Genomic DNA, 22,143 nt, shown 5'->3' with positions numbered 1-22,143 from the left:
TATGATTAGTAAACAGATCAAACAGGAACTGTTAAAAGCGCGGACAATAAGTCTTTTTCTGGCTTTGTTTATAGCGGTGGCTTCGGCTTTATGCGCCAATGCTGTCGAACTAGTATATTCTTTGAACCAGACAATAAGGCAGTTTTATGAAGCTTCCTCGACTTCTCATTTAATTCAGATGCACAGTGGAGATATTGATGAAAACAGAATTCTTAGATATGCAGATGAATCGGATTTGATCTCAAAATATGAAATAGTGGAGATGTTAAATGTTCGGGGAGATGCACTGACAATTAGGCAAGATGGTGTAACTCAGCTGGGAAGTGTTATTGACAATGCTTTTGTAGTCCAAAACAAGGAATTTGATTTTTTGCTCAATTCTAACAATGAAATAGCAGAAATAGAAAATGGATATATAGGTGTCCCTGTATATTATCAGATGGTTTATGGATTAAAAGAAGGCGATAGTATAACAGTTTCGACTGATAACGGTGATTACAGATTTGTAATAGCTGATTTTATCAGGGATTCTCAGATGAATTCTTCATACATCTCATCAAAGAGATTTTTAGTGAGTCAGAACGACTGGGATAAGCTGAACTCAAATATCAATGATGTTGAATACATCATCGAGTTTCAGGTAAAAAACTTGAAAATGGTAAGTCAGCTGGAAGTTGATTACTTAAAATCGGGCCTTCCATCAAATGGACCACTCATAACATACTCAGCTATTCGCCTTCTTAATATGCTGACAGATATAGTGACAGCTTCTGTACTTATACTTGCGGCAATCTTTCTGGTTTGTATTTCGGTCTTGTGTGTAAGATTTGCAATGATAACAAGTATAGATCAGGAATATATGGAAATAGCCATAATGAAAGGGTTAGGCATTTCTTCAAAATATATTTCAGATATATATATGAGGAAATATATGATCATAGCTTTTATTGGATGTGTTATAGGTTTTGGAATGTCATTTTCAATTGTTGGAGTAGTTCAAAATAATCTTGCTTTATACATGGGAATCGCAGAGAAGTCGCTTGTCAACTATCTGTTACAGAGTGTAGCCTGTTTGGCAATAGCAATAATAGTTCTGATGTTCTGCAAAAGAGCTGTAAACAGCATAAGAAATGTAAATGCTGTTGAGGCTTTGCAACAAAATGGGCGAATAGGCAGTGACAGGACTATCAGACATCCATCTATGAAGGCGAATGGAAGGATGCTTACAAGCGTGATCTTGGGTATAAAGTACATGCTTGGTTATAAGAAACCCTATATCATAATATGCGGTATTTTTACTGCTTTATTATTACTTGTGCTACTACCCGTTCAGATTGTAACAACCATGAAGTCAGAGGAATTTTCAACATATATGGGAATTGCAAAGTGCGATTTGAGAGTTGATTTTCAGGATGCTAAAAAAGCAAATGGTGATATTGAAAGGTTAATCAGCATCTTAGAAGCTGATTCTGATATTCAAAGCTATGGGTTGTACGAAACGTTTTTAGCTTATTCAGATAATACAGAAGGGGAAGCAGTGTATCTGAATTTTGAGAGAGGTGACTATTCTGAGTTTGGAGTTTCTTGTAATGAAGGACACCTGCCTAAAAACGAACAAGAGATAGGGATTTCACATCTTCTGGCCAATGAAACTCAAAAAACAATTGGGGACAAAATTGTAATAGAAGTTAACTCAAAAGAGTATGACTACATTGTCAGTGGAATATATCAGGACATTACAAATGGTGGAAAGAGCGCAAAGATAACCTACCAGACAGTCGATGCTCCAGTATATAGGAGTGTTGTGAATATAAATTTGAAAGAAAAGAAAAATATTGCCAACAAAATAAGGGAGATTGATGGAAGTATATCCAATGGGAAAATTACCAACTTGATTGATTACATCTCTCAGACTATGGGTGATTCTATAGCAAAATTTATACAGCTTTCATGGATAACAATGATTGTAGTTTTGCTTATAACGCTATTTACAATAAGTATTTTTATGAAACTTCTGGTAATCAAGTATAAGGATGACATTTCCACCATGAAGGGAATTGGATTAAACAGTAGTGACATTCGCCTTCAGTATATGACAAGAATAATATTTGGAATACTGATGGGGATAATACTTGGTGAAATATTTGTTAGAGCAGCGGGACAGCCGATTATTGGAAGCATTATGTCTGGAATGGGAGCATCTAAGATTGTTTTTGTCATTAATCCAATTTTGACATATTTTGCTATTCCTTTAGTTATTTTGGTGGTTGCAGTCAGTACAACTTTTGTATCAGGAAAAATGATAAATAAGATACGTTTTATGAACACATAAGGGAAAAAGATGGGAAAAATGAAAATTTTATCTGTGAATAGTTTAAATAAAACTTTTGAAACTGAAAAGAACATAAAGACTCAAGTTTTGGAAGATATTTCTTTTGATGTTGAAGAGGGTGATTTTATCGCTATTATGGGACCTTCGGGATCAAGAATATCAACACTTTTATACAATATTAGCGGTATGGATAAACCAACATCGGGGAATATTGAAATTGATGGAATGGATATCAGCAAGTTAGATGAGGATGGGCTTGCAGATGTAAGGCTTCACAAATTTGGATATGTTTTTCAACAGCCACGACTCCTAAAAACGCTGACTGTAGAGGAAAACATAATGCTTGCCGCTTCTGTATTGAATAAGGAAGACAAGTCTGTTATGCAGAGAAAGTGCAATTCCCTCATGGAAAAAGCAGGAATTAAAGAGTTGGCAAGACGTGACATTAGTACATTGTCTGGAGGACAGGCTCAAAGAGTCAGTATCTGTAGAAGTATGATGAACGATCCAAAGGTAATTTTTGCGGATGAACCTACAGGCGCTTTGAACTCAAGGACATCAGATGAAGTAATGGAACTATTTGTCGGAATGAACAAGTCCGGTAGCACAATTATGCTTGTTACCCATGACTCAAAGGTGGCGGCCAAAGCAAGTCAGGTGTGGTTTCTTCTAGACGGTCAGATTTACCAAAAGGTAGAACTTGGTCAGTGGGACCAAAGCTCACAATCACTGCTTAAAAGACAGGAGCAGGTAAATGAAATAATAACAAAATTAGAGGTGTAATAATCAGGGAGAATACGATGGGGAAAAAGATTGGAATAATAGGTGCAGGAGTAATGGGTAAGGGCGTAGCTGAACGATTCTCAAAATATGGTTACGATATCGTCCTTATCGACAATAATAGTGAAGTTTTAAATAATGCTATTTCTGAAATATCAAGAAGTATCCGGATGAAAGCTGTATAAAGCATTTATGAAGTAGGTGAAAAAGGTAAAAGCATCTGCATAGTACAAAGACGAAATTTTGATAAAAGTTTTATTAATAACTAAGCTGTGAATCGCAAAAACGTGTAAATATGTGGTTCACAGCTTTTTTTCAAAATGCCGGGCACCGGGAGAAGATACTCTCAGTGCTCGGCATTTTTGCGTCGTTTTAGCCCAGAGAAATATGCTGTGGAAGGCCTCCAACAAACATGGGAGTAAGCTCTGCCTGGATAAGAGGATAAGCATAGTCGATGAATTCCTGCTTCATCTGGGTGTGATCCTCGGAAATCCACTCAAGAGGTACTTTTTTCTCAAGGTTAGCTATTTCAGAAATGGGATGGAGCTCAGTGGTGCACTGGTAAGGCGCGTTGGAGATTCTCTTAAGTGCCACCATTTCTCCGGTGTGGCCCTCAAAGGCTGCTTTTACAGCGGCTCCGCCCACCTGATAGGCCTCTGTGATATCGGTGCGGCTGGTGAGGTGGCCTGCGCATCTCTGAAGGGTGGAGAGCTCGATGCAGCGGGTCTTGGTCTCAAGGTTTCTAGCGATGGTGTTGGCAAGGAATCTGGCGGTTCCTGTAAGGCTCTTATGGCCGAATGCGTCCACGTCACGGACATCATCTGAGAGTTCGCAGACATAGCGGCCGTCTTCAAGCTTAACGCCTTCAGAAACAGCGATGACTATGCTGCTTTTTTTCTCCTGCATTTTGCGGACCTTTTCAACGAAGCGGTCCACATTAAAGGGAATCTCAGGAAGGCAGATCATGTCAACGCCTTCGCAGTCCCCGGTGGCAGCCAGGGCAGCAGCGGCAGTGAGCCAGCCTGCGTTTCTTCCCATGATTTCCACTACAGTCACATATTTTGTGCCGTAAACCGTGGCATCTCTTATGATCTCTTTCATCACAACGCCGATGTACTTGGCAGCAGAGCCGTAGCCGGGAGTGTGATCTGTTACTGTGAGGTCGTTATCAATTGTTTTGGGAACACCGATGAAGCGGATATCGCTTCCGATCTTATCGCCGTAGGCAGCAAGTTTATTGATGGTATCCATGCTGTCATTACCGCCGATGTAGAAGAAATAACCTATATTAAGGTCATCAAGTTTTTTGAAAATATTGTCGAATACTTCATTTGAACCTGCAGCGTCAAGCTCGGGCAGCTTGTATCTGCAGCTTCCAAGGTAGCTGGAAGGTGTTCGCTTTAAAAGCTCTATATCCATTGCCTTGATGAATATCTCAGACAGATCCACATATCTGTCCTCAAGAAATCCCTGAATTCCGTTACACATGCCGTAAACATGCTCGGCGCCTCGGCTTTTCGCTGCTTCAAAAACCCCTGCAAGGCTCGAATTGATAACCGCTGTGGGGCCGCCGGACTGTCCAACTATCGCATTTTTCATGATAATGTACCTCCATTCCATTTGTTTTTTGCCTGGTAATTTCATGATACACGACAAAAAACGCCATTGTAAGCGCTTACAATGGCGTAAAAATGGTTATTATTGAACTAAAACGATTAACTGTTAAAACTGATTGGTCTTGCCTGAATCAGCTCCGAATTCAGGATTGTCCAGAACCTCCTTGTAAAGCTCGATATACTTGTCAGGTCTGAAATCAGTAGCACCGTCGATAAGAGGATTTGACTTGAAGATAGCGCCTGTTGCCAGAGACAGGTCGATGGTGGCGGTGTACATCTCACATTCATTGGCTGCGGGATCTTCGAAAGGAAGGCCTGCGTAGTAGTGAGTCTCCCACAGGTTGCGGCTTGGTCCGATGATGCTGCTTCCACCCCAGAAATCATTGTAGAGATCAATACCGCCAAGGTTAGAGGATACCACATACATGCCGTTCTGTAATACTGCCGCATTTACGGTAGTGCTGCCAAGGGCCTTGCCGTGGCACTTTGCAAGGGCAGTGGCGTTACAGTGGATTCTTGCTCCCATGGCACCTTCATATCTCATTACTTCAGGGAAGCAATAGGTGTCATAGCAGATAGAGAGACCAATCTTGCCCCATGGAGTATCCAGTAAGAAGGGCTTTCCGCCACCTCTTGTTGCCCAGTGGGGCTCAGGGAAAGGAAGGTGTATCTTTCTATAGGAACCGATAAGACCATCGGGCCCGAAAATTGCCAGTGCATTATATATTGTAGCCGGGTCATCAGGATCGCGCTCAGGCATACCGAAAGCGCAGTAGATACCAAGCTTTTTGGTTACCTCAGCAACCTTATCTGTAGAAGGTCCCGGAATTGTTTCTGCAAGGATGGACTGCATCTTGTCCTTCTTTTCTTTTTCAGGCTCATCATCATATCCTGTAAGAGCCATCTCAGGTAAAAGAACCAGGTTGGATCCCTTAGCTGCTGCAGCTTCAATATAACCAATGATTTTTTCTAAGTTCTTTTCTTTTTCGCCCCAGATTGCGTTGAAAGTGACTGTTGAAATAGTAATGATGTCTTTCATATTATTACTCCTCCTTAAAAAAGAATAAGGCACAAAGTAGATGTGTCTTAACACCTCTTTGTGCCTTTCGTTGAGACCACTATAGCATAAAGAGAACAGGCTTCAACTGAGAAAAATTCGTTATAACCCGGAAAAATTTTAGGTTTGTTTTTCACCTAAATTTTTTCCGGGTAAGAGCAAATCTTATACCGGTTTACAGTCCGCGGGAATGCCATTATATTACGACGTATACACGAGATGACAGAGAGCAAGGGCGCTTACAGACAAGCACCTTGCTCTTTTTCATTTCTGAGGAGTTTTTCATATGAAAGGAGAAAATATTATGAGAAAGATCGGGTTCATGAAAAAAGTAGGAGCTACATTGGTAGCAGCAATGATGACAATGTCCATGGCCGGATGCGGAGCCGTGGCCGGTGAAACCTCATCGGCATCTTCGGGAGACACAGTAAAGATAGGTATCATGTCAGATACCTCCGGTGATAATGCACTTACAGCAAATGTTGAGGCCTTCCAGCTGGCAATCGACGATCTTAATGCAAAGGGTGGAGTGCTGGGAAAGAAGATCGAGCCCATATTCGTAGATGGACAGAGCAACACCCAGAGATATCAGGAGCTGGCTAAACAGCTCATTCTTGAAAAGAACTGTGCTGTAGTATTCCAGGACGGAACTTCAGCTAACAGAGAAGCCTGCAGAAACGTTTTTGAAGAAAATAAGTCACTTCTTATATATCCAACCTTCTATGAAGGAGGTGTTGCCAGCAGATATTGCATCTGTACAGGAACAGGTCCTGAGCAGTCAATCCTTCCTATGATGAAGTACCTGGTAGATAACAACCGCGCAAGTAAGCTTTATATCCTTGCTGCCGATTATAACTACGGTCAGATTTCAGCACAGTGGGTTCAGGAGTATTGCGACGAACTTGGTGTTGAAGTGGTTGGAACAGAGTTCTCACCCCTCGGAACATCTCAGTTCTCCAGCTCCATCAGTAAGATTCAGGATTCCGGAGCTGACTGTGTATATACATTATTGGTAGGTGCAGCTCAGTGTTCTTTCTTTGACCAGTGGGTATCCGCAGGAATCAGCGATATCGGCCTTGCTTCAACCTGCAACATCTGTTACTCCTACGAGCACACAAAGGTTGACGGACTTTCAGGAATGATCTCTGCAGCTAACTTCTTTGAGGAGATGGGCAATTACACAGACACAGCCAAGAACTTTGTGGAAGCATTCAGGGCTAAGTATCCCGATGAAGCCTATATCACAAATCAGGCAGAAGGTGCATATACAGCGATTCTTCTTTGGGCAGCAGCCTGTGAAAAGGCAGGAACCACAGATACAGAAGCAGTTATAGATGCATTTGATACAGATGAGATCGTGGTTGACGCACCCTCAGGAAAGGTTTCCGTAGATGGCGCAACACATCAGGCTAAGCTCACTGTATCAATTATGGAAGTAAATGATGACAATGTTCTCGAACTTCGTGAAACAGATTCAGATATTGAACCTACATACCTTAAGGATCTTGGAATCGATATAAGAGTCAGTGATCCTCAGAAGCAGTTCTCTCCTCTTGAGGACGGACTCGGAAAGTAATATCTACTCTATAGAAATGAGGTGACTGGTATGTTTGCTTATTTTTATCAATTTATTGACAGCGTTTCTTTTCTGGTTTTGGCAGCGCTTGGTATGGCAATCATATATGGAATGATGGGAATCACCAACATGGCACAGGGTGAGCTGATCATGATCGGGGCATATGTAACTGACCTGACGGTTAATTTACTGGGATTGCCCCTGGGAATAGCAATAGCCTGCGGCGCTCTTTTCTCAGGTGTTGTGGGACTTATTCTGGACAGGCTGGTTGTCAGACATCTGTATGACAGGCCCCTTGATTCCATCGTAGTTACCTGGGGACTCAGCATAGCTATCTCGCAGCTGACGTTCATTATCTTCGGATCGAGCATGAAGGGAATAGCAATTCCCTTCGGCTCCTTCACCGTGGCAGGTAAATCCTATTCCTATTACAAGCTCATGCTTATTGCAATTGCTCTGGTACTTATTATTGCTACATTTGTTGTTTTCAAATTTACACGTTTCGGTCTTCACTCAAGAGCTACCATGCAAAACAGGGAAATCGCCAACAGCCTTGGAGTAAACGCAGACAGGATGAATGCGGGGACATTCATGCTGGGAGCTGCTCTTGCAGGCCTTTGCGGAGGCTTATATCTTCCTGCCATGGCACTTACTCCAAACTATGGAGACAGCTTCCTGGTTCAGAGCTTTGTGACAGTGCTGGTAGGTGGCGCAGATCCTCTTATCGGAACCGTATTCGCAGGAGGAGGCCTTGGATTTGTAGAAGGAATCCTTGATATGAGACTTAATACTTTCTACGGAAAGATCGGCATTCTCCTTATTGCGATCCTTTTCATCAGAATTCTTCCAAAAGGATTTTCAGGATTGTATAACTCTGTTCAGATGGATATCAAGACCAGGAGAAACAAGAGAGGAGGAGCACTTGCATGAAGAAAATAAGAGAACTTTGTACAGAAAATTTAGTTGCTATCGCAATGTTGCTTTTTACAGTGCTGTTTCCGGTTTTTAATTCAGCTTATAAGGTGGATCAGTTCACCGGCTTTTATATTACATGCTTTTTATCATTCAGTATTGTCCTCATTTGGGGATATACAGGTATTTTCTCCTTCGGACAGGCGGCCTTTTACGGTATAGGTGCTTATACTTACGCCATTGTCAGTCTATGCTCGGATAAGAACCTTACCATAGTGGCCGCCCTGGCCGGAACGCTGATCGCGGGACTTGCCGCTACGCTGCTTGGCTACTTCATTTTTTACGGAGGTGTTGATGAGATCTTTACAGGAATCATCACCCTGTGTGTTTCCATTATCCTGGAGACCTTCATTGTTCAGACCTCAGGCCCCGAGTACAAGATCCTTGGTGTCTGGATCGGCGGATATAACGGCCTTAACAGCATACCAAAGCTCAGAATAGGCAATTTTACCTTAACAAATGTCGCCCTGTATTTCTTCGTGGCAGCTGTGGTATTCGCTATCTATTTTGCCTTCAGATATATGACACATTCCAACATCGGCTATGCACTGTTCGGAATTCGAGAGAGCAAAACAAGAAGTGAGCTTTTTGGATTTAAAACAGCCAAGCTGCAGACTCTGACCTTCGGAGTTTCAGGTGCCATCGCAGGCCTTGGAGGCGTTCTTTTCTCAGCCTGGAGCGGATATGTGGTTCCCTCCACATTGTCGGTGGGCAATTCAACAATAGCGGTTGTTATGGTTGCTCTTGCAGGTAGAAAGAACATCACAGGTGCGTTGGTGATGACGGTTATTTACTCATTTATCACACAAAAGCTCGCTGCATCCGGCAATGTCTTCTCAGATGTTATCCTTGGCATCGGTCTTGTGCTGATCGTTATGTTTATGCCGGATGGCTTACTGGAAGAACTGTTTAAGAGGGTGGATTTCTTTTTTAAGAAAAGAGTAGCAAAGGCATAACAAATATCTGAACGGAGAGGTAACGCGTATGGAAAAGAAAATAATAAATCCTCAGAAAGATATTCTGGTGCTGGATAAGGTATCGAAGCAGTTCGGCGGAATTCAGGCTGTTGAAGATTTCTCCATGACCATGAAGGAGGGCGAGCTAAGGTGCCTTATCGGACCAAACGGAGCAGGAAAGACCACAGTGTTCAAGATGGTTATGGGTGTCTACATGGCTTCCTCCGGACGAATCCTTTTTAAGGGGGAAGACATCACCAGCCTTAAGGCCTCCAAGAGGGCCAGAAAGGGCATGAGTATCAAGATGCAGGTGCCCGGCGTATATGAGGAGATGACCCTCAGGGAAAATATCAGGATCGCCGCTGAGAACTATGTTCCCAAGAAGGACCTGGAGACGGAGATAGACAGACTGATAGAGCTTGTGCATATCAAGGATCTGGGAAATCCCCTGGTAAAAAACATGTCCCACGGACAACAGCAGTGGCTGGAAATTGCCATGGCGCTTGCTTCGAATCCGGACCTTCTGCTCCTGGACGAGCCCGCAGCGGGCCTGGGCCCTGAGGAGACGGATTTTACCGCAGAGCTGGTCACAGAGCTGAACAATCAGGGACTTTCCATTCTCTTTATTGAACATGATATGAACTTTGTAAAAAAGATCGCCAATGACGTAACTGTTATGTACTATGGCAAAAAGTTCGTGGAAGGCCCTATAGATGAGGTGGTAAATAATCCGGAAGTAATAAGAATATATCTTGGAAATTCATAGAATTGAGGTGAGGAACATGCTTAGAACACAGGGATTGGTCTCCGGCTATGAGAAAGTAATGATCTTACATGGCGTTGATATAGGCATTAAGCAGGGTGAAGTAGTTTCGGTAATTGGAAGAAACGGTGTCGGAAAGAGCACACTTATGAAGACTCTTACAGGGCTTATCAAGACCTCCGACGGAAAAATATATCTTGAAGACAAAGATGTAACAAAGAGCAAATCCTATGAGAGAGCCTGGAAAGGCGTTGGATACGTGCCTCAGGGACATATGGTATTCCCGAGGCTGACTGTGGAAGAAAACCTGATGATGGGTGAAAACATAAATAAGGTCAAGGGGAAAAAGCCCGATTACGATCTGATCTATGAGTATTTCCCCAGGCTGAAGGAGCGCAGGACCCAGGAGGCAGGAACCATGTCCGGCGGTGAGCAGGCCATGCTTTCGATAGGACGTGTTCTTACGGGAAATATGAAAATAATGCTTTTGGATGAGCCCTCTGAAGGCGTTCAGCCCAATATAGTTGAGCAGATAGGAGATATTATCCTTCGAATAAATAAGGAACTGGGAGTGACGGTTCTTCTGGTGGAGCAGCATATAGGCCTTATTCAGCAGGTATCACAGAGATGCTATGCCATGGACAAAGGAATGATCCAGGATTCCCTCACAAGGGATGAGATACTGGACTATGACAAGATCAAGAAATATCTATCAGTGTAAGGAGGCGAGGATATGGCAAAGTACACAAAAGAGCAGATTATGAAAATAATCGAGGAAAACGATATAGGTTTTATTCGACTTCAGTTCACAGATGTTCTGGGATGCCTGAAAAATGTGGCGATAACCTCTGACAAGCTTGAAAAGGCCCTGGATAACAAGATTATGTTTGACGGCTCATCCATCGAGGGTTTTGCCAGAATCGAGGAGTCTGATATGTATCTTAGGCCGGATCTTGATACCTTTGAGATCCTGCCCTGGAGGCCGGGAGTTGACTCTGTGGCTAGACTTATCTGCGATGTATATGACCCCGAGGGAAATCCCTTTGCCGGGGACCCCAGGCACTGTCTCAAAAACGTACTGGATGAGGCGGAAGAGATGGGCTATTCCTTTAATGTAGGGCCGGAGTGTGAGTTTTTTATCTTCCATGTGGATGACAACGGAAGGCCCACAACTCTCACCCATGACACTTCCGGTTACTTTGACCTGGGCCCTGCGGATCTGGGAGGAAATGTCAGGCGAGAAATATGCCTGGCCCTTAAGAAAATGGGCTTTGAGCTTGAGACTTCCCATCATGAGGTTGCCCACGGCCAGCATGAGATCGATTTTAAATATGATGATGCCCTTAAGACTGCGGACAATATCATGACCTTTAAACTGGCGGTAAAATCCATTGCCAAGAAAATGGCAACCTGCGCAGTATTTATGCCAAAGCCCCTGAAAGGCGAGAACGGATCCGGTATGCATACGAATATGTCCCTTACCAGGGATGGCAAAAATATTTTTTACGACCCTAAGGATCCTTTGAAAAACGGCCTGAGCAAAGAAGCCTATTCCTTTATCGCCGGTCTGATGGAACATATTGACGCCATTACAGCAATAGCTAATCCTATCATAAACTCCTATAAGAGATTGCTGCCGGGCTATGAAGCACCGGTACAGATTGCGTGGTCCTGCAAAAACAGAAGCCCCCTTATAAGGATTCCCGCAGCCCGTGGCTCGGAAACCCGTATCGAGCTTCGTTCACCCGATCCTGCCGCCAATCCGTATCTGCTTCTTGCGTGTTGCCTGGCAGCAGGGCTGGATGGCATTAAAAAGGGCTTGACTCCGCCTGACAGCGTTAACTATAATCTCTTTAATATGACACAGGAGGAACTTGAAGCACAGGGAATCAGGTCACTTCCCACCAACCTCAAGGAAGCGCTGGAGGCCCTCGACAGTGATGAGCTCATTAAGGACACTCTGGGAGAGCATATCTATAACAACTACCGTGAGCTTAAGCTGAGAGAGTGGGCAGAGTATAGCGAGGATATTTCCCGTTGGGAGATAGATAAATATATTCAGAATTGCTGATTTACAGGTCAATGGAGACATTAGCTGTTTCCATTGACCCTTTTTTTGTGCTTTTTATGAAAAAATCTATGGAAAAGATCAAATTACTTATCCCGAGGCAGCCCTTTATGGTAATGACCACGGACAGATATCTGAAAAAAGCCATCTACATGTATGGCATATCACATTTTTTCCAGATGGAGATTCTGGAAAATGTCGAGAGCATTCCTTTGTACATTCCGGATTGCTGCATTGATCTGATGTTTTATTGCAGCAAGGATAAAAAGCATATGGGCGCTGAGATCATTGGCAGCAGGCTAAAGCCCGAGAGCATTCCTATCAGGGCCGGCTACTGCTACTTTGGCGTAAGATTTATGCCCGGTTTCGTGCCTCCTATGATTACGCCTAAAATGGCTCAGCTCTTTGGAAATATAATTGAGCTTCCGGAGGTTATTTACAAGGATTTCAGGCAATCGGAGATTTTCGGGAAGGATAAGTTCGAAGACAGGATAAATGTTTTTCTAAAGCACTACATCCCGGGATTTAATGAGGGAAGAGCTAAAGAAGGGGCGGACCGTCTGGTGGAGTATATAGTGGACAAAAATATCAGCACAGGTGGCACGGTGCTTCTGAAGACCCTTGCTGAAGAAACCGGATATTCGGAGAGATATATAAACAGGACATTTAAGGAAAGCATGGGAATCTCCCCCAAGAAATTTGCCAGGATCATAAGATTTCAAAGTGCGATTCAGGGTTTTGAGGCGGGTCTTAATCCCACTGAAATTGCTTATCAGCTCAACTATTATGATTGTGCCCATATGGTCAAGGAATTTAAGGAAATGTGCGGAATGAGGCCTTCGGAGTTAAAGGCTCTTTTAATGGAGTCAAGTTTTTATGAAAAGCTGACTGTGCTCTGACTTCTTACATCATATTCGGAAGGCCTGCAGCCGAAATGCTTCTTGAAGGTCTTGCTGAAATACTCTGTATCTTCGTAATTAAGCGCCAAAGCGCATTCATATATCTTTTTATCCTCCAATAAAAGAACACGGCTTCTTTGCATGCGGACTTCCGTAAAGAACTGCACGAAAGACATGCCATGCTGTACCTTAAACAGGTGGCTTAAGTATGTTTTGTTAACGTAAAATGATTCCGCAATGCTCTCAAGAGAGATGGCGTTTTCGACATTTTCCAGAACGTAGTTTGTAACATTTTTTATAAGGTTGTTCTTTGAAGGGGATACAAACATCTTTACAAGGTTAAGGAGCTTGGCGGCTAAAAGAGACAGATCTGCTCCTAAAGCATCAGAGCTTACATATGCATTGTCAGAAATCCAGGAAAAATCCTTATGAGATATATATTTTCTTATATAAGGAAAAATCTTTTCGCAGTCATCCACCAGAGCCTGGAAGAATTCCATAAATCCTTTTTGCATCTCATAAAGCTTTATTTTACGTGACATTTCAGCACGGATAAAAAGCTTTTCAAAAAAGCTTATGAATTCATCACTGGAATTTTTCAGGTAACCGAAAGCCTGATTATATTCGATTGGCATGATAAGCTGGGGATTAAGGCAGGAAGCAGGTGAAGATGTAAGCTTAAGTCTTGTCATAAGCTCAGAAAGACAGTTCTGTGAAAGTGGTTTTACCAGAAAATCCGAGGCGCCGTTTCGCATGGCATCGATGGCGATATCAAAGTCTTTGTTGTCGCTGATGACCACGATCCGTGCATCGGGACAGGTCTGCCGCAGAGTTACGATAAGTGAAAAACACATGCTAAAGGGCGGATAGAGCTCCAGGAAAATCACGTCAGCCAGGTCGCTGTAGAGATGCGATATAAGTTCAGCTTCGCTGCCTGCGCAGAAGGAGAGCGTGGCAGGAGACGGAAAATGGAATATCTCAAAGGACCTGAATTGGCTTATAAACTGTTTATCTGGCGAAAGCAATACACATTTAATCATGTCTTTGTATCTCCTTTCCCGGAGGATTTTTGTTTATTGAAATCCATTATATGTATATCTATGCAAATATCACTGTAAAAAATGGAACAAAAAGGACTAAAATCTAAATTTTTTCCGGGAATTGGGAGCATTTGCATTATAATGTATTTATGAAAATCATAAATCTTATTGAAAATACCGAAGGAAATCCATCATGTGCCTTTGAGCACGGACTTTCCTTTTATATCGAGACTTCAAAGCACAAAGTATTGCTGGATCTGGGTCAGACCGACAATTCTATTAAGAATGCCCGGGCCCTTGGAGTGGATCTGAAGGCTGTTGATACCGTTGTGCTGAGCCACGGTCATTATGATCATTCGGGGGGAATTATGGCCTTTTCCCGGATAAATGACAAGGCGGACATATTTATGCAGGAATCCGCCGGAGGACAGCAGTATGCAGATGACGGCAGGCTGGCAGTGGGAGACCGCTACAGATACATTGGTATCGACAGGGATATTCTTAAGCTCCCTCAGGTAAAGCTCCTTTCCGGTGATCATGTCATTGATGATGAGCTTGAGCTTTTTACCATCAAAAGCAGGACCCATATGCTGCCCTTCACAAATAAGCGTCTTCTTATCAAAACCGAGGAAGGTTTTATCCCGGATGACTTCATCCATGAGCATTTTCTTGTGGTAAAGGACAAAAATCTTGTTGTACTTATGTCAGGCTGCGCTCATAATGGAATCCTGAGCATTCTTGATGCTTATAAAGAGAAATACGGGGGACTTCCGGACGTTGTCGTAAGCGGTTTCCATCTTATGATGAAACGTGATTACCGGGAGAACGAGCTTGAAGAAATAAGAGCTATAGCAGAGGAACTAAAGTCCTATAAGGCAAAATTTTATACCTGCCATTGCACGGGAGTTCCGGCTTTTGATGAAATGAAGAGGATTATGGGGGATCAGCTTGAATACGTTCATTCAGGAGAGGAAATTAAGAAAAGATATATAGTTGACTAACGTATACTTTAGTGCTACAATTTGCTAAACCGATGAAGAAGAGAAGTACTTCATTTATGAAACTCACAGAGAGTGCCCGGCGGTGAGAGGGCGCAGCGGATGGATGAAGGAATGGGCTTTTGAGGGCGGAGCGAAACGGATATCCGGAGTAGTATTCGACGGGGACTCCCGTTACAGAGTAGAGGAAGTGATTGCTTTCTCATGAGAGACCGGTTTTCCGGTAAACAAGGTGGCACCGCAGGATAACAGATAATAGTCCTGTCCTTGTATGAAACTTCATACAGGGACAGGAATTTTTTTTGATAAAAAAATATCGTTCCCTGTACAACAAACATTTTCAGCCGTTATGACGGCAAGGAGGAATCAAAATGGATGTACAGAGCACAGTAAAAAGAGAAGTAGTTGTTGAGGAGAAGAAGGGTCTTGCCAACACAAGAAACCTTATTCTCGTGGGAGTTATGATGGCAGTGGGCATCGTTCTGAGAATGTTTGCGGGAGTTATCGCCCTTGGCAACATGCACCCCAATTTCCTTATCGCAACATATTGTCTGGCTATCTTCATTATCAAGCCCAACCTTAAAGAGGCAGCAGCCATTGGACTTATTTCCGGAGCAATTTCACAGATCGGAACTTCAATGCCATGGCTTGGTCTTGGCTCTGAGACCATCGGAGCAATCGCTATGTGCCTTCTTACAGGGCTTGTGCTTCCTAAGTATGTTAAGCCTGTTGTTTGCACATTTTTGGCAACACTTGTTTCAGGCTTTGCATTTATCGGTCTTGCAGCACTTACCTATGCTAAGCCCATGCCCGGTGCACAGTTTGTAAGCATGGCTATCGTAACCGTTGTTACAGCGCTTCTTAACATGGTTATCGTTACAGTGCTTAGCATTCCTGTTAATAAAGTTATGGGGAACAAAGAGGAAGAATGATTTCAGTTAAGAATTTAGGATTTGTTTATCAGAATAGTAAGAACCTGGCTCTCGATGACGTGAGCATTGAGATTGCAGATGGCGACTTTGTAGGAATTACCGGCACCTCTGGTGCCGGTAAAACTACTTTTACCTTTGCTTTAAATGGAATTATCCCCCAGAAGATAAAGGGGGATTTTTACGGAGCAGTGACCATTGATGGCAAGGATACCGCAGAACACCCTGCGGAGGAGTTTGCCCGAAAGGTGGGACAGGTATTTCAGGATATCGATTCCCAGATGGTGGCTTCGGTTGTAGAGGACGAGATACTTTTCGGCCTTGAGAATTTCGGCGTACCCCATGAAGAAATCGGGGAGCGAGTAGACAGAGTACTGCGGGAACTGGGAATAGAAGAACTCAGGGACCGTGAGATTTCCAGCCTTTCCGGAGGTCAGAAGCAGAAGGTGGCAATAGCCTCCATGCTGGCTCTGGAGCCGGAGGTCATAGTCCTTGATGAGCCCACGGGAGAGCTTGATCCCGAAAGCAGCAGAGAGATTTTCAAGATCCTCACTGCTCTTAACAAGGAGAAGGGTATCACCGTTATTATTGTTGAGCAAAAGATCATGCTCCTTTGCGAGTATGTTAAACATATGATGGTTCTTGATAAGGGCAAGATTGCCTTTTACGGAACCCCGCGTGAGATGGTTACTTCCATAGATACCTTCAAGCAACTTGGTATCAACGTGCCCAGGGTTACAGAGCTGTCCTCACAGCTTATAAAGGAAAAAATATACGACGGGGAAGTGACACTTACTGTGGATGATGCAGAAAAAATGGTCAGGAGGATCCTTGAATGATACGCTTTGAGAATGTAAATTTCGGATACTCCGAGAAGAGACCTATTCTGAAGGACCTTAGCTTTCACATTCCCAAGGGGGACTTTGTGGCGTTGATAGGGGCCAACGGTGCGGGAAAGAGCACCATTAGCAGGCTTATTAACGGCCTTTTGCTTCCCACAGAAGGACACGTATATCTCAACGGAAAAGACACCCTGAAGACACCTTCAAGTACTCTCGCCAGGGACTGCGGATTTCTTTTCCAGAACCCTGACAGACAGATATGTGAAAACACTGTTAAGGATGAGATCGCTTTTTCCATGAAAGTTCAGGGATGGCCCGAAGACAGGATAAAAGAGCGCGCTGAGCAGGTCCTTGAGACCTTTGACCTGGATCCTGAGTGGTTTCCCTTTTCCAGAAGCCGCGGTGAGCGCCAGAGAATAGCTCTGGCCAGTGTTCTTGCCTGTGAACCTGAACTTCTTATCCTGGATGAGCCTACCACAGGCCTTGATTATCTGGAGTGTATCCGCATCATGGACTACGTTACCGGACTTAACCGGGAAAAGGGCATAACTGTTCTTATGGTAAGCCATGACATGGAGCTTGTGCAGTCCTACGCCCGGAATGTTATAGTGCTCAATCACGGTCAGATCATGGGCCAGGGGCCTACTTCAGAGATGATGAAGAATGTCGATGTCCTTAAAAAGGCCAGAGTTCTGCCCGCTCAGATACCGGAGCTGGCCCTTCGTTTCGGAGATGAGTTTAAGGACGTATTTAATGTAGAAGAGATGCTTGATGCCCTTCGTAAAAAATCTCAGAGGGGAGGTCAGGTATGAATCTTTTGAATTATGTTCCGGGAGACAGCTTTCTTCATAAGCTCAATCCGGTGACCAAGCTGGCTGCGGCTTTTATGTACGGCATCGCAGCGATCCTTTGCAACAATGTTTTTGCGGAGATTGGATTTATCCTTCTGATGCTGCTTATTTCCGCAACTGCCGGACTTTTTAAGAGAGCACTTTTCCTCACAAGGAATCTTTTGTTCCTGGGACTTATCATGTTTGTGATCCAGCTCTTTTTTGTAAGAGACGGAAGTCCCCTGCTGGTTATAGGCGGAGTTGTGCTTTTTACCACTGGTGGTCTTAAGAGCGCATTGCTTCTGTCCCTCAGAGTCATAGCCGCAATGCTGCCTCTTATGCTGCTTTTTGCCATCACAAGAATGAACGATCTGTGCAACGCTCTGGTAAAAAGACTGCATCTGCCCTACAGATACGCTTTTATCGTTACCACGGCTTTCAGATTTGTGCCTATTTTTGCCACGGAATTCCATGACATTCAGGATGCTCAGAAGGCCAGGGGAGTTGATTTTGACACCAAAAATATCATCAGGAAGATAGGGCTTATCGCCCCTTTGTGCGTTCCCCTTCTTGTATCAAGCCTTAAAAAGGTCGATGTTTCCGCCATGTCAGCGGAGATGCGCGGCTTCGAGCTGAGGGGTTATAAGAGCGGCTACAAGGAATACCCTTTTGCTGCAAGGGATTTGGTGACTATAGTGGTGCTTGTAGCTATCATTGTTGCCACAGTGATCTTTAATACTATTTGGTAAGGAAATAATTATGGATTATACAGCTAAGATGAAATACGGAACCGAGACTCTGGAGATTGAGGTAAAGGGAGCCAAATCCGTAGAGGTTTTGAATCCCGATCCCATGCCGGAAATAGAGGATGTGGGCGAGGCTTTCAGATTCTGCGTGGAAGAGGGAGCAATTGCTTCTGTGCCCCTTCGGGAGAAGATAACCGCAAAGGATGAGATTACCATCGTTGTGTCGGATATCACCAGGAGCTGGATGCATCAGGGGGACATTTTGACGCTCCTTGGTCGTTATCTTCACGATACCATGGAGGTTCCCTTCGAGAATATCTGTGTTCTAATTGCCCTGGGAACCCACAGAAAGTCATCAGAGCAGGAAAAAGAGATAATAGCGGGCTCCTACATGTATCAGAATGTCACAGTTGTGGACCACGACTGCGATGGAGAAAATGTCCTGGTGGGCCAGACCTCCAGAGGTACTGATGTCAGAGTCAATCCCCTTGTTGTGGGCCGCAAGGTCATTGTTGTGGGAGGAACGGTTCATCACATGATGGCGGGCTTTGGAGGCGGCAGAAAGAACATTCTGCCGGGAGTGGCTTCAAGAGAGACCATTCGCCAGAACCATCAGAGGGCCTTGGATCCCAAGATTGCTCACTCAGACCCCAGAGTTGGCTGTGCTCTTTTGGAAAACAATCCCATCAATGAAGATATGAATGAAGCTGCAGCTTTGGTGGAGGTTACCTATGGAATCAACATTGTGGTGGCCACCAGCGGCAGATACAGCGGTCTCTTTGGCGGAGATCTGTACGAAGCCTGGAAGGAGAGCTGTCTTTTCCAGAAAAAATGTTATGAAAAGTGGATCGACCATGAGGCGGACATCGTCATTGTATCCAGCGGGGGAGCACCAAAGGATATGAACCTGTATCAGGGCTGCAAGGGTATGCTCAACGGCATGAGAGCCATGAAGGAAGGCGGACAGATGCTCTGGCTGGCCAAATGCCCGGAAGGGTGCGGCGCTCCTGATTACACCGCATGGCTTCAGCCTCTCAAGGAGGGAAGACTGGATGAGGCCCTCAGAGCAGACTTTACCATAGGCGGATTCATTTTTTATCTGACCGTGGAGAACCTTAAAAAGGGTGAGTGCAGGATCCTCACCACAATTGACAACGATACCACCGGCCCCATGGGAATGCAGGCTTTTACTGATGCTCATGAGTTTGTGAAGGGTGTTGATTATACCGATAAGACGGTTTATATCATCCCTTACGGCGGTTCTGTCGTACCCATGTTGACATAATCGAAAAATTACATTATTCTCTTATAGGTTAAAAGGCTATGAAGAGAAGAGTAATCATTTTCGAAGTCCACAGAGAGCTTCCGCAGAATCCCTGATTCGACGCTGAGAGGAAGTGACTTTGGTTTGATGAAGCAGGCCTCGGAGCTGCATACGGATCCTGATATTCAGGTGATGCTATGACGGGCGTTCCCGTTACAGAACAGGAGTATTTAATCATTTATTGATGCGTACTTATCGAGCTTGAGTCGGTGACGGCTCAGGGAACAAGGGTGGCAACACGATTATTCGTCCCTGTGATTACTTTTACGGTAGTCACAGGGATTTTTTATTTCCATAAAGTCCTGAGGACTGCTGAATTACTTTGGAGGAATTATTAAAAATGAACAAGAAATTAATGAGAGATGACAAGCCTGTATTTCCCAAGCGTGCGGTAATAACAGGTGGAATGCCTTACGGCAACAAGACTCTTCACTTCGGACATGTAGGCGGAATGTTCGTACACGCTGACATTTTTGCCCGCTTCTTAAGAGACCGTATCGGTGAAGAGAACGTAATTTTCGTATCCGGAACTGACTGCTACGGCTCACCTATCATGGAGGCCTACAGAAAGCTCAAGGAAGAGGGTTATGAGGGAACAATGGAAGAGTATGTTCGCGGTAACCACGAGAAGCAGAAAAAGACCCTTGATGACTACGGAATCAGCCTTAACCTCTTCGGTGCTTCAGCTCTTGGTGAGGCCGGCAAGATGCATTCCAAGGTTTCTGCCGAGGTTTTCAATAAATTATATGAAAACGGATATATCGAGAAGCTTTCAACTCTTCAGTTCTATGATGAGGAGAAGCAGACCTTCCTTAACGGACGTCAGGTTCTGGGTAAGTGTCCTATTCCCGGCTGCTGCTCAGACAAGGCCTATGCAGACGAGTGCTCCCTTGGACATCAGTACATGCCTTCAGAGCTCATCAACCCTGTAAGTGCTCTTTCAGGCAAAAAGCCTACACTTAAGGCTGTTACAAACTGGTATTTCTGCCTTGAGGATCTCATTGACCTTATGAAGGAGAGAAATGATGCACTTCGCCGCGGCTCCAATACACGCCGCTATGCCCTTGATGCCATTGACGAGTTTCTCAAGAAGCCCAGCATTTACATCCCTCGTAAGAACATGGAAGATCAGGCTGAGCTTGAGCGTCTTTTCCCCAAGCACGAGCTTATAGATGAGGAAAAGAAGTCCTTCGTTCAGTTCATTTTTGACAACCTCGATGACAGAGATGCAGCAAAGAAGATCCTTGAGGAGAAAAATGTACACTATACATCAGGAAAGACCCTGGTCCCATTCAGACTTTCAGGAAATGTTGACTGGGGCGTAAAGGTTCCCGACAAGGAAGATCAGAAGGACCTCACCTTCTGGGTATGGCCTGAATCACTCTGGGCACCTATCTCTTTCACAAGAGCATACCTTGAGAGCAAGGGACTGCCCGAAGATGAATGGAAGAAGTGGTGGGACGATGATGATGCACAGGTTTATCAGTTCATCGGAGAAGATAACATCTACTTCTATGCCATTGCTGAAATGGGCATGTTTACTGGACTTAAGTATAAAAAGAGCGAGCATCCGGATATGGCGGAGATCAACCTTCCCCACATTATCCCCAACAGACACGTTCTTTTCATGGATACAAAGGCAAGCTCCAGCTCAGAGATCAAGCCTCCTATGGCTGACGAGCTCCTTAACTACTACACAGCTGAGCAGCTCCGCATGCACTTCATGAGCCTTGGCCTTTCATCCAAGAGCGTTGGTTTCAAGCCTCAGGTATACATGCCTAAGGAAGAGCAGCAGGGTATCGATATGGTACTTAAGGAAGGAAACCTCCTTACCAACGTATTTAACAGACTTATCCGCTCATGCTTCTACGCAGTACAGAACAATTACGGCGGCAAGATTCCTGAGAACGAGATCACACCTTCCATCATCGAGCTGTCAAAGAAGACTGTTGCTGAGTACGAGCGCCACATGTACAACCACGATTTCCATCGTATTTCATACACCCTTGACGACTACATCAGAGAGGTTAACAAGCACTGGGTAAATAACGTCAAGAAGGCTGATAACAACAACGATCCCGAGCTTAGAAAGCAGATCGTTGCAGACTGCTTCTATGCCTGCAAGATCATCGCTATTCTGGTTCATCCTATCGCACCTAACGGCTGCGAGATGTTCAGAGAGTACATGAATATCGACAAGTCCCTCTGGAACTGGGACAAGATCTTAGAGCCTCTTACAGCTTACGTTGGAGAACTCTCCAAGCATGAGCTCAAGGAGCTTCTTCCAAGAGTAGACTTCTTCAAGAAGCACGAAGTTCAGCTTGCTGAGATGGAGCAGGAGTAATTATGACAGCGCCCAAAAGATCTGCGGATCTTTTGGGTGTTTTTCTGGACAAAGCGATTGCTTTGTGATAT

The 22,143-nt window shown here is 44.2% G+C and carries 20 protein-coding genes and 1 other annotated feature; of the genes, 17 read left to right on the top strand and 3 right to left on the bottom strand.

Translation table 11 applies throughout. The features are described 5' to 3' along the window. The first annotated feature begins 1 nt into the window (after nucleotide 1). From T359_RS0115195 to T359_RS22235, 3 genes are read left to right on the top strand one after another with little or no spacing between them, the layout of a single operon-like run. Nucleotides 2-2,332 carry an ABC transporter permease gene (locus T359_RS0115195; RefSeq protein ID WP_026518212.1) on the top strand — a complete coding sequence of 777 codons (2,331 nt, stop codon included), beginning with the start codon at nucleotides 2-4 and terminating at the stop codon, nucleotides 2,330-2,332. Nucleotides 2,333-2,341: 9 nt separating this feature from the next. Beyond that, nucleotides 2,342-3,115, top strand: a complete 774-nt coding sequence (locus tag T359_RS0115190; protein WP_197027106.1) for an ABC transporter ATP-binding protein — start codon at nucleotides 2,342-2,344, stop codon at nucleotides 3,113-3,115. Continuing rightward, nucleotides 3,103-3,297, top strand: coding sequence for a 3-hydroxyacyl-CoA dehydrogenase NAD-binding domain-containing protein (locus tag T359_RS22235; RefSeq protein ID WP_330370196.1), 195 nt, complete (start codon nucleotides 3,103-3,105; stop codon nucleotides 3,295-3,297). The genes T359_RS0115190 and T359_RS22235 overlap by 13 nt, the downstream gene beginning before the upstream one ends. A gap of 187 nt (nucleotides 3,298-3,484) precedes the next feature. On the opposite strand, the gene T359_RS0115180 is transcribed toward T359_RS22235, so the two are convergent. After that, nucleotides 3,485-4,711 carry a 6-phosphofructokinase gene (locus tag T359_RS0115180; RefSeq protein WP_330370195.1) on the bottom strand — a complete coding sequence of 409 codons (1,227 nt, stop codon included), beginning with the start codon at nucleotides 4,709-4,711 and terminating at the stop codon, nucleotides 3,485-3,487. A gap of 123 nt (nucleotides 4,712-4,834) precedes the next feature. Then, entirely contained in the window at nucleotides 4,835-5,767 is a 933-nt protein-coding gene (locus T359_RS0115175) for a carbon-nitrogen hydrolase family protein (RefSeq protein ID WP_026518209.1), read from the bottom strand. A gap of 322 nt (nucleotides 5,768-6,089) precedes the next feature. Here T359_RS0115175 and T359_RS0115170 point away from each other — a divergent pair, with 322 nt between their 5' ends. The 7 genes from T359_RS0115170 to T359_RS0115140 all read left to right on the top strand — a co-directional run bounded on the left by T359_RS0115170 (nucleotide 6,090) and on the right by T359_RS0115140 (nucleotide 13,019). Then, on the top strand, nucleotides 6,090-7,361 hold the full coding sequence (locus tag T359_RS0115170; RefSeq protein ID WP_197027105.1) for a transporter substrate-binding protein: 1,272 nt from the start codon (nucleotides 6,090-6,092) through the stop codon (nucleotides 7,359-7,361). A 30-nt stretch (nucleotides 7,362-7,391) separates the two neighbouring features. Then, nucleotides 7,392-8,291, top strand: coding sequence for an ABC transporter permease subunit (locus T359_RS20645; RefSeq protein ID WP_081795610.1), 900 nt, complete (start codon nucleotides 7,392-7,394; stop codon nucleotides 8,289-8,291). Next, nucleotides 8,288-9,289 carry an ABC transporter permease subunit gene (locus T359_RS0115160; RefSeq protein ID WP_026518207.1) on the top strand — a complete coding sequence of 334 codons (1,002 nt, stop codon included), beginning with the start codon at nucleotides 8,288-8,290 and terminating at the stop codon, nucleotides 9,287-9,289. The genes T359_RS20645 and T359_RS0115160 overlap by 4 nt, the downstream gene beginning before the upstream one ends. Nucleotides 9,290-9,317: 28 nt before the next feature. Then, a complete protein-coding gene (locus T359_RS0115155; protein ID WP_035784659.1) occupies nucleotides 9,318-10,055 on the top strand; it encodes an ABC transporter ATP-binding protein in 738 nt (245 codons plus the stop codon). Between the two features lie 16 nt (nucleotides 10,056-10,071). Further along, nucleotides 10,072-10,773: an ABC transporter ATP-binding protein gene (locus tag T359_RS0115150; RefSeq protein ID WP_026518205.1), complete on the top strand. Its 702-nt coding sequence runs from the start codon at nucleotides 10,072-10,074 to the stop codon at nucleotides 10,771-10,773. Nucleotides 10,774-10,785: 12 nt separating this feature from the next. Continuing rightward, nucleotides 10,786-12,123: a type I glutamate--ammonia ligase gene (glnA, locus tag T359_RS0115145; RefSeq protein WP_026518204.1), complete on the top strand. Its 1,338-nt coding sequence runs from the start codon at nucleotides 10,786-10,788 to the stop codon at nucleotides 12,121-12,123. Between the two features lie 68 nt (nucleotides 12,124-12,191). Next, nucleotides 12,192-13,019: a helix-turn-helix domain-containing protein gene (locus T359_RS0115140; RefSeq protein ID WP_197027104.1), complete on the top strand. Its 828-nt coding sequence runs from the start codon at nucleotides 12,192-12,194 to the stop codon at nucleotides 13,017-13,019. On the opposite strand, the gene T359_RS0115135 is transcribed toward T359_RS0115140, so the two are convergent. Next, nucleotides 12,995-14,059, bottom strand: coding sequence for a response regulator transcription factor (locus T359_RS0115135; protein ID WP_026518202.1), 1,065 nt, complete (start codon nucleotides 14,057-14,059; stop codon nucleotides 12,995-12,997). The two genes, T359_RS0115140 and T359_RS0115135, sit on opposite strands and share 25 nt — an antisense overlap. Before the next feature lie 149 nt (nucleotides 14,060-14,208). On the opposite strand from T359_RS0115135, the gene T359_RS0115130 reads away from it, so the two are divergent. The 7 genes from T359_RS0115130 to T359_RS0115100 all read left to right on the top strand — a co-directional run bounded on the left by T359_RS0115130 (nucleotide 14,209) and on the right by T359_RS0115100 (nucleotide 22,072). Next, nucleotides 14,209-15,060, top strand: coding sequence for an MBL fold metallo-hydrolase (locus tag T359_RS0115130; protein WP_026518201.1), 852 nt, complete (start codon nucleotides 14,209-14,211; stop codon nucleotides 15,058-15,060). A gap of 23 nt (nucleotides 15,061-15,083) precedes the next feature. Continuing rightward, nucleotides 15,084-15,329: a binding site (T-box leader), on the top strand. Between the two features lie 99 nt (nucleotides 15,330-15,428). Then, entirely contained in the window at nucleotides 15,429-15,989 is a 561-nt protein-coding gene (locus T359_RS0115125; protein WP_026518200.1) for a hypothetical protein, read from the top strand. Continuing rightward, nucleotides 15,986-16,825 (top strand): energy-coupling factor ABC transporter ATP-binding protein, encoded by an 840-nt coding sequence (locus T359_RS0115120; RefSeq protein ID WP_026518199.1) that lies wholly within the window; start codon nucleotides 15,986-15,988, stop codon nucleotides 16,823-16,825. Before T359_RS0115125 ends, T359_RS0115120 begins: the two co-directional genes overlap by 4 nt. Then, nucleotides 16,822-17,640, top strand: coding sequence for an energy-coupling factor ABC transporter ATP-binding protein (locus T359_RS0115115; protein WP_026518198.1), 819 nt, complete (start codon nucleotides 16,822-16,824; stop codon nucleotides 17,638-17,640). The genes T359_RS0115120 and T359_RS0115115 overlap by 4 nt, the downstream gene beginning before the upstream one ends. After that, nucleotides 17,637-18,407: an energy-coupling factor transporter transmembrane component T family protein gene (locus tag T359_RS0115110; protein ID WP_026518197.1), complete on the top strand. Its 771-nt coding sequence runs from the start codon at nucleotides 17,637-17,639 to the stop codon at nucleotides 18,405-18,407. The genes T359_RS0115115 and T359_RS0115110 overlap by 4 nt, the downstream gene beginning before the upstream one ends. Nucleotides 18,408-18,417: 10 nt before the next feature. Next, nucleotides 18,418-19,689 (top strand): nickel-dependent lactate racemase, encoded by a 1,272-nt coding sequence (larA, locus tag T359_RS0115105; protein ID WP_026518196.1) that lies wholly within the window; start codon nucleotides 18,418-18,420, stop codon nucleotides 19,687-19,689. Nucleotides 19,690-20,068: 379 nt separating this feature from the next. Further along, nucleotides 20,069-22,072: a methionine--tRNA ligase gene (locus tag T359_RS0115100; RefSeq protein WP_026518195.1), complete on the top strand. Its 2,004-nt coding sequence runs from the start codon at nucleotides 20,069-20,071 to the stop codon at nucleotides 22,070-22,072. The last annotated feature ends 71 nt before the right edge of the window (nucleotides 22,073-22,143 follow it).

The sequence above is a fragment of the Butyrivibrio sp. MC2021 genome, from assembly GCF_000621605.1.
Taxonomy (GTDB): Bacteria; Bacillota; Clostridia; order Lachnospirales; family Lachnospiraceae; genus Butyrivibrio.
The sequence above is the reverse complement of the archived record's forward strand: the minus strand, read 5'-3'. Positions and strand labels throughout refer to the sequence as shown.

Coding starts and splice junctions, on each gene's coding strand:
- T359_RS0115195 (WP_026518212.1), top strand. CDS start 2: ATGATTAGTAAACAGATCAAACAGGAACTGTTAAAAGCGCGGACAATA.
- T359_RS0115190 (WP_197027106.1), top strand. CDS start 2,342: ATGGGAAAAATGAAAATTTTATCTGTGAATAGTTTAAATAAAACTTTT.
- T359_RS0115180 (WP_330370195.1), bottom strand. CDS start 4,711: ATGAAAAATGCGATAGTTGGACAGTCCGGCGGCCCCACAGCGGTTATC.
- T359_RS0115175 (WP_026518209.1), bottom strand. CDS start 5,767: ATGAAAGACATCATTACTATTTCAACAGTCACTTTCAACGCAATCTGG.
- T359_RS0115170 (WP_197027105.1), top strand. CDS start 6,090: ATGAGAAAGATCGGGTTCATGAAAAAAGTAGGAGCTACATTGGTAGCA.
- T359_RS20645 (WP_081795610.1), top strand. CDS start 7,392: ATGTTTGCTTATTTTTATCAATTTATTGACAGCGTTTCTTTTCTGGTT.
- T359_RS0115160 (WP_026518207.1), top strand. CDS start 8,288: ATGAAGAAAATAAGAGAACTTTGTACAGAAAATTTAGTTGCTATCGCA.
- T359_RS0115155 (WP_035784659.1), top strand. CDS start 9,318: ATGGAAAAGAAAATAATAAATCCTCAGAAAGATATTCTGGTGCTGGAT.
- T359_RS0115150 (WP_026518205.1), top strand. CDS start 10,072: ATGCTTAGAACACAGGGATTGGTCTCCGGCTATGAGAAAGTAATGATC.
- glnA (WP_026518204.1), top strand. CDS start 10,786: ATGGCAAAGTACACAAAAGAGCAGATTATGAAAATAATCGAGGAAAAC.
- T359_RS0115140 (WP_197027104.1), top strand. CDS start 12,192: ATGGAAAAGATCAAATTACTTATCCCGAGGCAGCCCTTTATGGTAATG.
- T359_RS0115135 (WP_026518202.1), bottom strand. CDS start 14,059: ATGATTAAATGTGTATTGCTTTCGCCAGATAAACAGTTTATAAGCCAA.
- T359_RS0115130 (WP_026518201.1), top strand. CDS start 14,209: ATGAAAATCATAAATCTTATTGAAAATACCGAAGGAAATCCATCATGT.
- T359_RS0115125 (WP_026518200.1), top strand. CDS start 15,429: ATGGATGTACAGAGCACAGTAAAAAGAGAAGTAGTTGTTGAGGAGAAG.
- T359_RS0115120 (WP_026518199.1), top strand. CDS start 15,986: ATGATTTCAGTTAAGAATTTAGGATTTGTTTATCAGAATAGTAAGAAC.
- T359_RS0115115 (WP_026518198.1), top strand. CDS start 16,822: ATGATACGCTTTGAGAATGTAAATTTCGGATACTCCGAGAAGAGACCT.
- T359_RS0115110 (WP_026518197.1), top strand. CDS start 17,637: ATGAATCTTTTGAATTATGTTCCGGGAGACAGCTTTCTTCATAAGCTC.
- larA (WP_026518196.1), top strand. CDS start 18,418: ATGGATTATACAGCTAAGATGAAATACGGAACCGAGACTCTGGAGATT.
- T359_RS0115100 (WP_026518195.1), top strand. CDS start 20,069: ATGAACAAGAAATTAATGAGAGATGACAAGCCTGTATTTCCCAAGCGT.